This is a genomic window from Streptomyces sp. NBC_00271 (assembly GCF_036178845.1).
In the GTDB taxonomy this organism is placed as follows: Bacteria; Actinomycetota; Actinomycetes; order Streptomycetales; family Streptomycetaceae; genus Streptomyces.
In genome coordinates this window covers 1,267,809-1,281,461 of the sequence record NZ_CP108070.1, presented here as the reverse complement: position 1 = coordinate 1,281,461, position 13,653 = coordinate 1,267,809, and the positions used below count along the sequence as shown (strand labels likewise).

The 13,653-nt window shown below is 71.0% G+C and carries 13 protein-coding genes; 6 read left to right on the top strand and 7 right to left on the bottom strand.

The features are described 5' to 3' along the window. Nucleotides 1-119 precede the first annotated feature (119 nt). The 3 genes from OG798_RS06240 to OG798_RS06230 form a co-directional block, all read right to left on the bottom strand. Entirely contained in the window at nt 120-422 is a 303-nt protein-coding gene (locus OG798_RS06240; RefSeq protein WP_328756493.1) for an RICIN domain-containing protein, read from the bottom strand. 9 nt (nt 423-431) lie between these two features. Next, the gene (locus tag OG798_RS06235; RefSeq protein WP_328756491.1) at nt 432-962 is read right to left on the bottom strand and encodes a hypothetical protein; all 531 of its coding nucleotides are present in this window, start codon (nt 960-962) and stop codon (nt 432-434) included. A gap of 65 nt (nt 963-1,027) precedes the next feature. Continuing rightward, nucleotides 1,028-1,381 carry a hypothetical protein gene (locus OG798_RS06230; RefSeq protein WP_328756489.1) on the bottom strand — a complete coding sequence of 118 codons (354 nt, stop codon included), beginning with the start codon at nt 1,379-1,381 and terminating at the stop codon, nt 1,028-1,030. A gap of 463 nt (nt 1,382-1,844) precedes the next feature. Between OG798_RS06230 and OG798_RS06225 the strand changes: the two genes are divergently transcribed. Then, nucleotides 1,845-2,804: an alpha/beta hydrolase family protein gene (locus OG798_RS06225; protein ID WP_121417492.1), complete on the top strand. Its 960-nt coding sequence runs from the start codon at nt 1,845-1,847 to the stop codon at nt 2,802-2,804. A gap of 34 nt (nt 2,805-2,838) precedes the next feature. Here the strand turns inward: OG798_RS06225 and OG798_RS06220 are convergent, their stop codons facing one another. Continuing rightward, on the bottom strand, nt 2,839-3,669 hold the full coding sequence (locus tag OG798_RS06220) for a M55 family metallopeptidase (RefSeq protein ID WP_328756488.1): 831 nt from the start codon (nt 3,667-3,669) through the stop codon (nt 2,839-2,841). A gap of 166 nt (nt 3,670-3,835) precedes the next feature. Here OG798_RS06220 and OG798_RS06215 point away from each other — a divergent pair, with 166 nt between their 5' ends. Both OG798_RS06215 and OG798_RS06210 read left to right on the top strand, forming a co-directional pair. Further along, nucleotides 3,836-5,035 carry an NAD(P)/FAD-dependent oxidoreductase gene (locus OG798_RS06215; RefSeq protein WP_095856700.1) on the top strand — a complete coding sequence of 400 codons (1,200 nt, stop codon included), beginning with the start codon at nt 3,836-3,838 and terminating at the stop codon, nt 5,033-5,035. A gap of 124 nt (nt 5,036-5,159) precedes the next feature. Then, nucleotides 5,160-6,056 (top strand): RNA polymerase sigma-70 factor, encoded by an 897-nt coding sequence (locus OG798_RS06210; RefSeq protein ID WP_095856701.1) that lies wholly within the window; start codon nt 5,160-5,162, stop codon nt 6,054-6,056. 191 nt (nt 6,057-6,247) lie between these two features. Here OG798_RS06210 and OG798_RS06205 read toward each other — a convergent pair whose 3' ends face one another. Further along, entirely contained in the window at nt 6,248-7,018 is a 771-nt protein-coding gene (locus OG798_RS06205; protein ID WP_095858346.1) for an SDR family NAD(P)-dependent oxidoreductase, read from the bottom strand. A 217-nt stretch (nt 7,019-7,235) separates the two neighbouring features. On the opposite strand from OG798_RS06205, the gene OG798_RS06200 reads away from it, so the two are divergent. Further along, nucleotides 7,236-7,850: a TetR/AcrR family transcriptional regulator gene (locus OG798_RS06200; RefSeq protein ID WP_095856702.1), complete on the top strand. Its 615-nt coding sequence runs from the start codon at nt 7,236-7,238 to the stop codon at nt 7,848-7,850. A gap of 81 nt (nt 7,851-7,931) precedes the next feature. Here OG798_RS06200 and OG798_RS06195 read toward each other — a convergent pair whose 3' ends face one another. Both OG798_RS06195 and OG798_RS06190 read right to left on the bottom strand, forming a co-directional pair. Continuing rightward, nucleotides 7,932-8,603, bottom strand: a complete 672-nt coding sequence (locus tag OG798_RS06195; protein ID WP_095856703.1) for a response regulator — start codon at nt 8,601-8,603, stop codon at nt 7,932-7,934. Beyond that, on the bottom strand, nt 8,572-9,876 hold the full coding sequence (locus tag OG798_RS06190; protein WP_121417493.1) for a sensor histidine kinase: 1,305 nt from the start codon (nt 9,874-9,876) through the stop codon (nt 8,572-8,574). Before OG798_RS06190 ends, OG798_RS06195 begins: the two co-directional genes overlap by 32 nt. A 342-nt stretch (nt 9,877-10,218) precedes the next feature. On the opposite strand from OG798_RS06190, the gene OG798_RS06185 reads away from it, so the two are divergent. Both OG798_RS06185 and OG798_RS06180 read left to right on the top strand, forming a co-directional pair. Beyond that, a complete protein-coding gene (locus OG798_RS06185; protein ID WP_328756487.1) occupies nt 10,219-10,989 on the top strand; it encodes an ABC transporter ATP-binding protein in 771 nt (256 codons plus the stop codon). Continuing rightward, complete coding sequence (locus tag OG798_RS06180) at nt 10,989-13,559, top strand: FtsX-like permease family protein (RefSeq protein WP_328756486.1); 2,571 nt, start codon at nt 10,989-10,991, stop codon at nt 13,557-13,559. The genes OG798_RS06185 and OG798_RS06180 overlap by 1 nt, the downstream gene beginning before the upstream one ends. Nucleotides 13,560-13,653 lie beyond the last annotated feature (94 nt).

Below are 13,653 nucleotides of genomic sequence, written 5' to 3'. Positions count from 1 at the left end.
TGTCTCAGCGACCAGTCGTCGTGCCGTGCCCAAGCCGGACGCCGGCGTGACGTGGCACCCGCCGCGCCGCACGTCCATAGGCTTCCCCGCGAGCCCCCCCATGATGGACCGGAACCGTCCTAGGGGGTCCCGCCGTTGTTCCACAGCTGCTGGGGTTCGTCGCTGTTGCAGGTGGCCACCATCACTTGCTTGCCGCCGCCGTACGCCGGGGAGGCGATCTCCAGGCAATGCCCGGTCTTGGTGTTCTTCAGGGTTTGGCCTGCCGCGGTGGAGCTCCCGATACGCCACTCCACGTAGCCAGTGCCTCCGACACCGCCGCAGGCTTCCAGCCCGGCCGCGTAGTTGTTGTTGAAGGGCGCCGACAGGCAGTTTCCACTCGCGCGGTTGACCAACTCGAAGGTGCCGCCACCGGAGGAGCGCAAGGTCCATACCTAGGCATCGCTGGAATTGCAGGTCCCGAAGCCGGGGTAGACGGAACCGTCGCCGGACGCGCACTGGTTGGTGGAGACGTTCCGGAGGCGTGACACGGACCCCGGGGAGAGCTTGGTCGCCCCGGACTCCGCGGAGGGCGGCGCCCCGGCCTCGGGCGTGGCCGCCGCACCGGTCCGCTCCGGCTGGGCCACGGCTGCCGCGGAGCCGGACGCGCGCACGATCGGTGCCGACGGCGAGGCGGTGGCGGACGGGGAACCGGTGGCGGACGGCGGCCCGGAAGGCGACCGTGTCGCGGAGAACCACGGTGCCGTGGAGGACCGCCCGGGGCCCGACCCGGATGAGTCAGGCCCGAGAGTGATGGCCGTGATCGTCCCGCCCGCCACGACGACGGGCACGACCAGCATCCGCAAGCGGCGCGCACGCTGCTTGCGGATGTACGTGACATGGTCGGCGTGGCCGACCGCCACCGCCCCGTGGGAGGCGGTGACGTAGGGGGCCCGGCTGTCACCGGCGGCGCCGAAGCCCGCCATGTGCAGCAGTGTTCCGAGGAACGCGCCGCGGCTACGGCGCTGTGGACTTGAGGAGCCGGGGGCGGTCAGTCCTGGACCGGCCCCGGCTTCGGAGGGTCCACGCGCACACCTCCGTTGACCACACCGGCGACAACCGATCCGTTTGTGGCCTTCATGATGACGTCGCCGGTGGCCGCGAACCCACCGGTACCGGCCGAGGCACCGGAGCCGGAAGCGTGCTGCCGGACATGCTCGACCAGGGAACGCAGCGCCCTGACGGCCTCGTCCCTTTCGGGTTCCGGCAGATCCTGGAGCAGGTCCGTGAAACGCGTCTCCCAGGACCGGGACTGTGCGACACGTACCCGTTCCAGCGCTCCCTGCGCGTCTTCGTCGGATGCCCGTGCGAGATCGGCGGCGGTCTGGTCAAGGCGCTGCAACACCGCCTCTTCCCGTTGCCCGTCTCGTCCCAGGAGCCGGGCCACTGTTGTTCGGGTCCCTGACCAGGCATCGGTGCCGGCCGCCGTCACGACCGCCGTTCCCCCCGAAGCAGCAAGCCCGACCAAGATTTCCGGCAACATCCAGATCCCCTATGAACAGTTGAGTGACGGACCTTCAGCCACGCCATTCAACACGCCTCTTCGGGTGCAGGGGCGACGAATCCGACAACGGGGCGACCGACCGGGAAAAGGATTCGGAACTCGCCGGACCGGTCACGTTCGCCGACGCGCACCACGCTCTCCCTCTGGCGCCCGTTGACAAAGCGGAACGTCGCTCCGTATATTAATCGGAACGACGCTCCGCTTGATGCGGAGTCGATGCCGGACGCCCCTGACCGGGCCTGACCGCCTCAGGCGTCAGCCGAACGGGACCGGCAGCAGAGGTCATTGAAGGGAAATACGCATCATGAGTGAATCGACGTACCCGGCCCACGCCTTCGCTCCGCCCACTCCAGTGCTCTCGGTCAGTCCCGTAGTACTGCCGGCCCCCGGTCGAGCCGTGGATCTGGAGGTGCGCGTCTCCGCGCCCGTGACCGGGAGCGACCTGCCGGTCATCCTCCTCTCGCACGGCCAGGGTTACTCGAACCACCTCTCCTCGCTGAACGGCTACGCCCCCCTCGCCAACTTCTGGGCAGCGCACGGCTTCGTCGTGATCCAGCCCACCCACCTGAGCTCGAGCACGCTGAGCCTGGATCCCGCTACCCCCGGGGGGCCTCTGCACTGGCGCTCACGGGCCGAGGACATGACGCGCATCCTCGACCGACTCGACGTGATCGAGGCCGCCGTCCCGCAGCTTCTCGGGCGCCTGGACCGCGACAAGGTCGCCGTGGCCGGGCACTCGATGGGCGGGCACACCGCGAGCCTGCTGCTCGGCGCCCGGCTCACCGATCCGGACGACGGAACGGAAGTGGACCTGGCCGAGCCCCGGATCAAGGCGGGTGTACTGCTTGCCGCGCCCGGCAGGGGCGGCGATGCCGTCACCGAGTTCGTGGCCGAGAACTATTCCTTCTTCTCGACCATGGACTTCTCCAAGATGACGACGCCCACGCTCGTCGTCGCAGGCGACAAGGACGCCTCCACCCACCTGACGGTTCGGGGCCCGGAATGGCACGCCGATCCGTACTTCCTCTCCCCGGGCCCCAAGTCCCTGCTCACCCTGTTCGACGCGGAGCACGGGCTCGGCGGGGTTTCCGGATACGACGTCGCCGAGACCACCGACGAGAACCCCGAGCGAGTGGCCGCGGTCCAGCGGCTCACCTGGGCCTACCTCCGCACCGAGCTCCACCCCGGGGATTCCGCTTGGCAGGCGGCGCGTGACGCGCTGACGGCCGACCCCGACCCGCTCGGACGAGTCGAATCCAAGTAAAGGGTGCAAGACGGTCCCGGGCGGCCACCAACGGTCAGCAGTACGGGTGTTGGTTGGTGAGGGAAGCCGCCACTCGCATCCACACTCCGAACAGCCGGTACAGGCTGGGCAGAGGGCCCTGCGCCTGGACGGTCCGTGTGTCCGTCGAGGTGACCCCGGGAATTCCCAGGAGGGTGGAGGCCACTGAAGCCGACTGCCAGCGGACGGTGAGCGTGGACGGGCCCGATGGGACCACCGTGGCCGGTCGTTGCGCGGACAGACTGGCGGCGACCGCGTCCTCGATCGCGGTACGCGCTTCCGCGGCAGGTCGCAGATCCGCCGCGAATCTGTTACGCGCATTCTTCACGGCCACGGTGGTGACGGAGGCGTCCCATTCGGCCATCTCCGCGCAGGCGCAGTCGTCACCGGTGAGGACTGCCACGGGAACGCCGATGGCCGCCGCGGTGGCGTGGGCCAGGCCGATCTCGCCCACCGGCCGGCCGTCCAGCCACATGTCTTCGATCTCGTGGCCCATGAAGCTGTGGCTCAGCACCCCGAGTGCGCCGGCCCGCGAGTGATAGCCGACGCAGACCATGGCATCGTGCTCGGGCGCGAGACCTTCGAGCATGAGCATGTGCTTGGGCTTGCCGCGGATGAGGCGGGCCGCCGGGTGCAGGGCCTCCGGAAGGATGTTGCGCATCGGTCCGTGAGCATCGTTGACAGTGATGTCGGTGGCGCCGGCCGCGAGGGCACCCCGGATCGCGGCGTTGACGTCCTCCGCCATCATCGACCGTCCACGCTCGTAGTCCCGGCCGCCGGGCTGCACATCGTCGGCGTCGACGAGCCCTGTGACGCCCTCCATGTCCGCGCTGATGTAGATCCGCACTGCGCACTCTCCTCAAGTTTGATCGCTGAGGAGACGACTGCCACTCCTCCTACGGTTCCGCCGGGCGCGATGGCCCGACTCCGCGAAGTGACCTGCCTCACATGCTGTCACAGCGATCGATCCCGCGGTGTCTTGAGGCCGAACCCCCGGAAACGAAGGAGACATCATGACGGAGAACACCGATGTGGTCGTGATCGGCGGCGGATACGCCGGCGTCATGGCGGCCAATCGCCTGACGCAGCGCGACGACGTGACAGTGACTCTGATCAACCCGCGCCCGACCTTCGTCGAGCGGATCCGCCTGCACCAACTGGTGGGCGGGTCCGACGACGCGGTCGTCGACTACCGCAAGGTCCTGAGCGAGCGCGTCCGGCTGGTGGTCGACACCGTGACCCGGATCGACGCGGCCGAGCGCAGCGTGACGTCGGCGACCGGCGGCACGGTCGGCTACGACTATCTGGTCTACGCGGTGGGCAGTGGCAGCGCCGACCCGCAGGTGCCCGGGGCGGCCGAGTTCGCCTACCCGATCGCCGGCCTGGAGGAGGCCCAACGGCTGCGGCCGGTCGTCGACGCCGCGCCCGCAACGGCCGCGGTGACCGTTGTCGGAGCCGGTGCGACCGGCATCGAGACCGCCGCCGAACTGGCGGAGGAAGGCCGCACCGTGACCCTGGTCTGCGGCGGGGTGCTCGGCCCTTCCCTGCATCCTCGGGGTCGGCGCTCGGTCGCCAAGCGGCTGGCCCGACTCGGCGTGACCGTGCTCGAAGGCCCCGACGCGAAGGTGACGGCGGTGACTCGTGATGCCGTACGGCTCAGTGGCGGCCACGAGCTGCCGAGCGAGGTGACCGTCTGGACCGCCGGATTCGGTGTGCCGGACCTGGCCGCGCGCAGCGGACTGAGCACCGACGCCTTGGGCCGCCTGCTCACGGACGAGACCTTGACGAGCGTGGACGACCTGCGCATCGTCGCGGCCGGGGACTCGGCGGCACCGTCGGACCTGCCGTTCCGGATGAGCTGCCAGGCTGCGGTTCAGCTGGGCCCGCAGGCCGCCGAGACAGTGCTCAGCCGGCTCGCGGGCGAGCACCCCGCGCCCATCGACGTCGGGTTCGTCAGTCAGTGCATCAGTCTGGGCCGTCGCGCCGGCGTCTTTCAGCTCACCGCCAGGGACGACACCGCGAAGGGGTTCTACCTCGGCGGCCGTCCGGGCGCGAAGATCAAGGAGCTCATCTGCAAGGGCATCCCCTGGCAACTGGCGTACGAGGCACGCAAGCCCGGTGCGCGCACATGGTGGACCAAGGACGCCAAGCGCCGGCAACTGTTGCAGACCAAGCGGCGCGAGGCGCCGGCCACCGCTGAACGGGCGGCCTAGCCAGGCACTCGCGGGGCGGCCTACCACGGGCATCGACGATGACAAATGAGAAGGATCTCGCTGTGGATGCACGCTTGAAGGACTTCGGCGACCGGCGTCGGCCGGGAAGGGGAGGGGTCGAGACATGAGCGACCACGTCACCAGCACGGCGACCGAGACGTTCGTCGCCCACCGCAACCTGCTCTTCACCGTGGCATACGAGATGCTCGGATCGGCCGCCGACGCCGAAGACGTCCTCCAGGAGACCTGGCTGCGGTGGGTCAAGGTCGACTTGGGGCAGGTACGCGACCCGCGCGCCTATCTGGTCCGGATCACGACCCGGCAGTCGCTCAACCGGCTGCGCACCATGAGTCGCCGCAAGGAGGTGTACGTCGGCCCCTGGCTGCCCGAGCCGCTGCTCACCGCGCCGGACGTGGCCGAGGACGTCGAACTCGCCGAGAGTGTGTCGATGGCGATGATGCTCGTCCTCGAGACGCTGTCGCCGACCGAGCGCGCCGTCTTTGTGCTGCGCGAGGCCTTCGACGTCAGCTACGACGAGATCGCGGCCGCCGTCGACAAGACCCCCGCGGCCGTCCGCCAGATCGCACATCGCGCACGTCGGCACGTCGATGCCCGCCGCCCCCGCGAGGTGGTCCCCTCGGGCAAGATCCGGGCGGCTCTGGAGTCGTTCCAGCGCGCGTTCGAATCCAGGGACCTGCAGGGCCTCATGGACGTGCTCGCCCCCGAGGTCGTCCTGGTGAGCGACGGCGGGGGCGTCAAGCAGGCCGCGCTGCGGCCGATCAGCGGTGCCGAGAAGGTGGTCCGCTTCATCGTCGGCGGGACGGGCAAGGCCGAGGGCTCGCTCACCAGTGCCCCCACCGTGGTCAATGGCAACCCGGCACTCGTCCTACGCCTGGACGGCGAGGTCGACGGCATCATGGCGATCCGTGTCGAGGGCGCCCGCATCACCGGCCTCTACTACGTCCGCAACCCGGAGAAGCTGACCCGCGTCGCATCCGAGACCTCGCTCACCCTGCGATGAAGGCGATGAAGACCGGTGGCGGAACAGACCCCCGGTCATCAGGTGCGCGGCCGGCGCGGGGTGTGCCGCGCGGGGACCCGGCCGGCCGCTCGTCCCGTCCCGGCGGGCTCTGCCTCTCAACTGTGCGGAGAGACACGCCGATACGCGTGTGGTGACGGGAAACGGCGTTCGGTGACTCGCGCGGCGATGGCTCACGCGGCGATGACGGCGGCACCCACGCGGCCGCCGTCGACGTCCACCACCGATCCGTGCACGAAGGAGGCCTCGTCACCGGCGAGCCAGACGGCGGCGCGCGCGATGGCGTCCGGGCTGCCGACTTCGCCGGCCGGTGTCCCCTTCATCATGATCTCGCCGGGGTGCGGTTCGCTCCCTTCCGCCGTGTGGGGGAGGATCACGCCCGGCGAGATGGCGTTCACCCGCACTCCCTGCGGTCCGAACTCCGCGGCCCATGCCCGGGTGAGGGTCTCCATGGCCCCCTTGGTGGAGCTGTAGAGCGCGCCGACCGGAATACCCAGGCGCGCGACCCATGACCCGAGGTTGATGATGCTGCCCCCTCCGGCCCCCACCATGGCCGGTGCGACGGCGGCGGTCAGGAAGAACGGTGCCTTGACGTTCACCGCGTAGACCCGGTCGAAGGTCTCCTCGTCCGTGGCGGTGGTCACGGCGCCCGGGTAGATACCGGCGTTGTTGACCAGGATGTCGATGCGCCCGCCGAGGGACCGACGCGCCCGCTCGGCCAGGTCCCGGGAGGCCCCGGCACTGCCGTCGAGATCCGCCACGAGGAAATCGGCCCGCCCGCCGGCGGCGCGGATGCCTTCGACGACCCGGGCCGCCCGCTCCCGATCGCGCCCCGACACGATGACATGAGCCCCCTCGGCGGCGAACGCCTCGGCGATCGCCCGCCCGATATTGCTCGTCGACCCCGTGACGAGCGCGGTCTTGTTGTGCAGTCGTTCACCCATGATGTGGTCCTCGTCCCGCTCTCCGCGGCCGGGCAGGCCGACCGGCTCCGTACGGCGGTCCACCGGTGGGCTGGACCGCGCGACCCACTGTGCATCGGCAAAAATGGACCAGCAAGTCCAGTCTGGAACGCCTGTGAGGACGTAAAATGGACTCCTCGGTCCAGTGAGTTAGTCCGGTGAGTCAGTTCAGTACGCCGGTCCAGGGAGGGAGCACGCCATGCCGCACGCGCCGACCACGAAAGGCCGGGCCACGCGGGCCCGCATCATCGAGGGTGCCGCCGAGGTGCTCCGCGAAAGGGGTGTCGCCTTCACCACCCTCGACGACATCCGCGCCCGGACCGGCACGAGCAAGAGCCAGCTCTTCCACTACTTCCCCGAAGGCAAGGACGAGCTACTGCTGGCGGTGGCGCAGTTCGAGGCGGACCGCGTCCTGGAGGACCAGCAGCCGTATCTGGGATGCCTGGACTCCTGGGAGTCCTGGTACCAGTGGCGGGACGCGGTCGTGGAGCGCTATGAACGCCAGGGAGATCAGTGCCCGTTGGGGTCCCTGTTCCTCCAGGTCGGGCGATCCCGGCCGGGCGCACGGGCCATCGTGGCCGAGCTGATGCGTCAGTGGCAGGAGCAACTCGCCCGAGGCATACGCGCGCTCCGGGCGCGTGGCCTGGTGTCGCCCACCCTCGACGTCGACACGACGGCCGCCGCACTGCTGGCCGGAGTCCAGGGAGGTGTGTCGGTGATGATGTCCACGGGTGACTCGACCCACCTGAAGGCCGCGCTCGACACCGGCATCGAGTACCTGCGCGTGACGGCGGACCGGACCGGCCCACGCTGACCCCGGCGCTCCCCGTGCCCGCGATCGCTGATCACGCGGGCGTGCCACATGATGGCCGGACGCCCGCTCCCCGTCCCCCCGTCAGGACGTTCCGCGTGGGACGACCAGACCGCAGTCGTACGCCAGGATCACGGCCTGGACGCGGTCGCGCAGCTGGTACTTCTCCAGGATGTGGGCGACGTGCGTCTTGACCGTGGTCTCGCCCACGCCGAGTTCGAGAGCGATCTCCGCGTTGGACAGACCACGGGTGAGGGCGCGCAGCACGTCGAGTTCGCGCCCGGTCAGGGCGTCGAGCTTCGTCGGCACGGTCGGCGTCGCGGGCGCGGCGAGGTGGGCGAAGCGGTCCAGCAACCGGTGGGTGACGCGCGGAGAGAGCACCGCCTCACCGCCGGCCACCGTACGGATGGCGCCCACCAGGGAGTCGGCGGGACCGTCCTTGACCAGGAAACCGCTGGCCCCGGCGCGCAGGGCGTCCACGACGTGCGCGTCGAGGTCGAAGGTGGTGAGGATGACGATCCGGCTGGGCGAACCCGCCCCCACGATCCGGCGGGTGGCCTCTACACCGTCCATGTGCGGCATCCGGATGTCCATCAGGACGACGTCCGGGGCGAGGGCCTCGGCGCTCTCGACGGCGGCCACGCCGTCCGACGCCTCGCCGACGACGACGATGTCCGGTTCGGCCTCGAGGATGAGCCGGAATCCCGTCCGGATCATGGGCTGGTCATCGACCAGCAGGACGCGGATGGATCGCATGCGGGGAGTGCCCTTCGTGCTGGGGGTCGGGTTCGGGGGAGGGGAGCGGGACGACCGCGTGGACGCAGTATCCGCCGCCCGGGCGGTTGCCGGTGTGCAGGGAGCCGCCCACGGCGCCGATCCGTTCCCGCATACCGACCAGGCCGTGACCGGAACCCCTCGTTGGCATGGGCGGTCGCGCCGTCTCGCCGCCCTGCCGCGGCCCGTCGTCGCAGAGCCGCAGGGTGAGCCGGTGCCGCTCCGGCTCCCACGAGACGGTCAGCGCGGTGTGCGTGTGACCGGCGTGCTTGAGGGTGTTGGTGAGGGCTTCCTGTACGACACGGTAGACGGCGAGTTGTGAACCCGCCGGGAGCTCGGCGGGGGTTCCCCTGGTGTCGAACTCGACCTGGAGACCGGCGGCGCGCACCGATTCCACGAGCGCCGGCAGGGCGTCGATGGTGGGCTGGGGCGGTTCCTTGTTCGGGTCGCTCTCCGCCTCTTCGTCGGTTCGCAGCACGTCAAGGAGCCCGCGCAGCTCGGTGACGGTGGCCCGTCCCGTCTCCTCGATGGTGCCGTGCAGTTCGTGGGCCTTGGCGCTGTCGCGGTCCTGGACCCGGTCGGCGGCGATGGTCTGCACAACCATGAGACTCACATTGTGGGCGACGATGTCGTGCAACTCGCGGGCGATCCGGGCCCGTTCCTCCATCACGGCGGCGCGCGCGGTGGCGACCTGTTCGCGTTCGATCGCCGCGGCCCGTTCCAGCGCCTGGTTCCGGATGGCGGCGCGCGCCCTGGAGAGCCGGCCCAGTGCCCACGCGGCGACCAGCAGCACCGTCTCGATCAGCAGGGTGGTGACACGGTACCCGGCCGGCGCGAGCAGCGACTCGGTGACGGCCGCGGCCGGGATGAGCGCCGCCACGACCAGGGTCGCCGTACGGGGGGTGGACCGTACGGCGGTGAGGAACACGCCCGTGGCCACGCCCACGTAGGTCGGTCCGATGGAGGTGCCCTCGGGTCCGGAGAGCTGCGGGATGTAGTGGAGGCCCTGGAGCGCGGCGGCCGCCGCCGACATCACCAGCAGAGCGGGCAGCGGAGACCGGCGGTGCACGGCGAGCGGCAGCGCGGACACCAGCACGAGCACCAGGAACCAGGCGTCCGGCGAACGCAGTTCGGGCCCGCCGGGCGGGATCGCCAGCGGTGTGGCCGCGCATCCGGCGATGAGCAGCAGGGCCAGACCCGCGTCGGTGACGGCCGGGGGCACACGACGCCCGGCGAACGAGTCCATCAGGTCCATGCGCCCCACGTTAGACGGCTCACCCGGTGTCCTGATCTGCCCTGCGGGTGAGAGCGCGCGGCCGGTCTCCTCCGCGGCGGCATCCTCCGCAAGGAGGAGGCGCCCCGCGCGACCGGCGGCGCGAGGAGACCCTGCACTCCTTCGTACGGCGGAGGGCATCGGGGATCTCGCCCGACCGGCGGAGACCACCGTTCGGCGGTGCGGCCGAGGCCGCGGCCCGTTGCCGCCGCTGGACTGGGAGCACCACTCACGGAACGCCCTGCGAGAAGCCGGAACTTGAGAAGCCGGAACTTCAGCAGCCCGAATGTGAGAAGTCGGAATTTGAGAAGTCGAGGAGTCACAGTGCGGTCTTGGGGCCAACAACCGGACGGGCCGGCCGACGGCCGGTACGCGGTGCAGCTGACGGACGTGACCAAGCGGTACGGCGACGGCCCCTCGGCCGTCCTGGCGCTCGACAAGGTCGGCGCGGGCATCGCACCCGGCACGTTCACGGCCGTGATGGGCCCTTCGGGATCCGGCAAGAGCACCTTCCTGCACTGCGCGGCGGGCCTCGACCGGCCCACCTCGGGCGTGGTCCGGCTGGGCGCCCAGGACCTGTCGACGCTGAAGGAGCGACGGCTCACGGAGCTGCGGCGCACCCGCATCGGCTTCGTGTTCCAGGCGTTCAACCTGCTGCCCTCGCTGACCGTCGAGCAGAACATCACGCTGCCCCTGCGGCTGGCCGGACGGCAGGTCGACGAGGGCTGGTTCGACCACATCGTGAAGGCCGTCGACCTCGGCGACCGGCTCGCGCGCTTCCCCGCCCAGCTGTCCGGCGGCCAGCAGCAGCGGGTGGCGATCGCGCGCGCCCTGGTCACCCGGCCCGAGGTGATCTTCGCCGACGAGCCGACCGGGGCGCTCGACCCGGAGACCGCACGGGACATCCTGGGGCTGCTGCGGCAGGCGGTCACCGATCTGCATCAGACGGTGGTCATGGTCACCCACGATCCGGTGGCCGCCGCACACACCGACCAGGCACTCTTCCTGAGCGCGGGGCACCTCGTCGACGCCTTGGCCGAGCCGAGCGCCGACCGCGTCGCGGACGTCATGGCCGGCCTGCGGAGGGCCGCCTGATGCTGAGTCTCGCCCTGTTGACGCTCAAGGCCCGCAAGGGCGGTTTCGTCGGCACCTTCGTCGCCCTGCTGCTGGGCGCCGCCGTCCTGAGCGCGTGCGGGATCCTGCTGGAGTCGGGCATACGGGCCGGATCCTCCGCCGAGCGGTACGCGGCGGCCGATGTCGTCGTCGCGGGCCGCCAGGAGGTCGAACTGACCTTCAAGGACCTCGACGGATCGACCGTGAAGGAGTCCCAGCCGCTGCCCGAACGCGTACCGCTACGGGCCTCGTCGGCCGACCGGATCACCGGCGTGGACGGAGCGAAGGCGGTGATCGCGGACGTGGGCGCCCCGGTGCGGCTGGTGACCGGCGCCGGTCGGCCGGTGCCGGGACACTACGGCGCGGGGGTGGAGGCGCACAACTGGTCGAGCCTGGGCCTCGGCGACTTCCGGCTGACCATCGGTCACGCGCCCCGCGCCGCCGGAGAGATCGTCCTGGACATCGAACTCGCCGCACAGGCGGACGTCCGCCCCGGCGACGACATCCGCCTGATGACCACCTCGGTGCCCCGTACCTTCCAGGTCGCCGGACTGGTCGCCCTGAAGGACGGCGGCGCCCCCCGCCGGTCCGTGGTGTTCCTGGCCGACGCGACCCTGCGCCAGTCGGTGCCCGAAGCCTCCGTCCAGGCCTTCGGCGTCCTTGCCGCGCCCGGCGTATCACCGCACCGACTCGCCGACGCCATCCGGTCCACGCTCCACGACGACACCCTCGCCGTGCACACAGGGGAGGGGCGCGGACGGGCCGAGTTCCTCGACGTCACCGTCAGCGGCTCCAACCTCGTCGTCCTGGCGGCCGCGATCGGCGGCAACGTCCTGCTCGTCGCCGTCTTCGTCCTGTACGCCACCACGTCCCTGTCGATCCGGCACCGCCGCCGGGAGATCGCCCTGCTGCGCGCGATCGGCACCACTCCCGGCCAGATCCGGCGCATGGTCGCCGCCGAGGCCGCCGCCACCGGCCTGCTCGCCGGAGTGATCGGCTGCCCGGCGGGTCTGCTCCTCGTGTACTGGCTGCGCGACCGGTTCGCCGGACACGGCATCGTGCCGTCGGACTTCGGGCTCGCCCTCAGCCCCCTGCCCTTTCTCGCGGCGGTGCTCGTCACCGTCCTGACCGCGCTGGTCGCGGTGTTGTCCGCCGCGCATCGCGCGACCCGGATCCGGCCCACCGAGGCGCTCGGCGAGGCCGCCGTGGAGACCCCGGGGCTCGGCCGCGGGCGCCGGATCACCGGCGGCGCGCTGCTCGTGCTGTCGGCGGGGATCTTCGTCACCGGACTGGCACAGGACGCCGACTTCTTCACCCTCGTCGGGCTCGCCAACTCCCTCGTCCTCGTCCTCGTCGTCACGGTTGCCGTCCTCGGCCCGCTGGTCTCCCGTACCGCCGTAGGCCTGCTCGCCCCGCTGCTGAACCGGACCGGTGTCACCGGCTACCTCGCGGCGGCCAACACCCGGGCCAACGTGGCCCGGTTGGCCGGCGCGATCACCCCGCTCGTGCTCGCCGTCTCCTTCTCGTCGACCGTCGTCTTCGCGCAGACCACCGGGCTCAGGGAGTCGGCCGACCAGCTGCGGGCCGGGCTCGTCGCCGACCACGTCCTCACCGCGCCGTCCGGAGTGTCACCCGAACTCGCCGAGAAGGTGAGGGACATGAAGCAGGTGGCGTCGGCCACCGGACTGGTCAGGTCCAAGGTCGTCGCCATGGGCAGGATGCTGGGCGCCCAGGAGTCCGTCTCGCTCAGCGCGCAGGGCGTGGATCCCCGGGCGCTCGGCAGCGCCCTCGATCTGCGGCCGCGGGAAGGGACCATGAAGGCCCTGTCGCGGGACACCGTGGCGATCAGCACCACCACGGCCTCCTGGCTCGGGCTCGGCGTCGGGGACACCGCCAGGCTCCACCTCGGCGACGGCACCCCGTTGCGGGCCAAGGTCGTCGCCGTGTACGAACGCGGCTTCGGATTCACCGACGTGACCATGGACCACGACCTGCTGCTCGCCCACACCACCGGCAAGGTCGACGAGTCCGTCCTCGTACGCTCCGCCCCCTCGGCACCCGACCTGACCCAGGCCCTGTCGCACGTGGCCGCGGCCTACCCCGGCACGGTGCTCCGTGACGGCCTCGCCGTCGACGACCAGCTCGCGGAACAACGGGCGAACGCGTGGGTCAACTACCTCGTCGTCGGCGTGATCATCGCCTACACGGCGATCACCGTCGTCAACACGCTGGCGATGAGCACGGCCGCGCGCCGACGCGAGTTCGCTCTGCTGCGGCTGTCCGGTACGGCCCGCGGGCAGGTCGTGGGCATGATGCGGCGGGAGAGCGTCATCGTCATCGCGGCCGGGGTCGGCATCGGGACCCTGCTCTCCGCGTTCCCGCTCGTCCTCGTGTCGATGGCGGTGAGCGGCACCCCGGTCCCGGCCGTGCCCGGCCTCGGCTACCTGGCGATCGCCGGCGCGACGGCGGCCCTCGCGGCCGCGGGCACGATGCTGCCGACGCGGATGCTGCTGAGGATCCGGCCGGTCGAGGCGATCGGCGCGAAGGAATGACCTCGGCGTGAGCGGGCCCGGGGTGCCTCACAAGGCGTCCCGGGCCTCGCCCGTGCCGGACCTCGATACGGGCCTCGCCGGGCCCTGGCGGTGG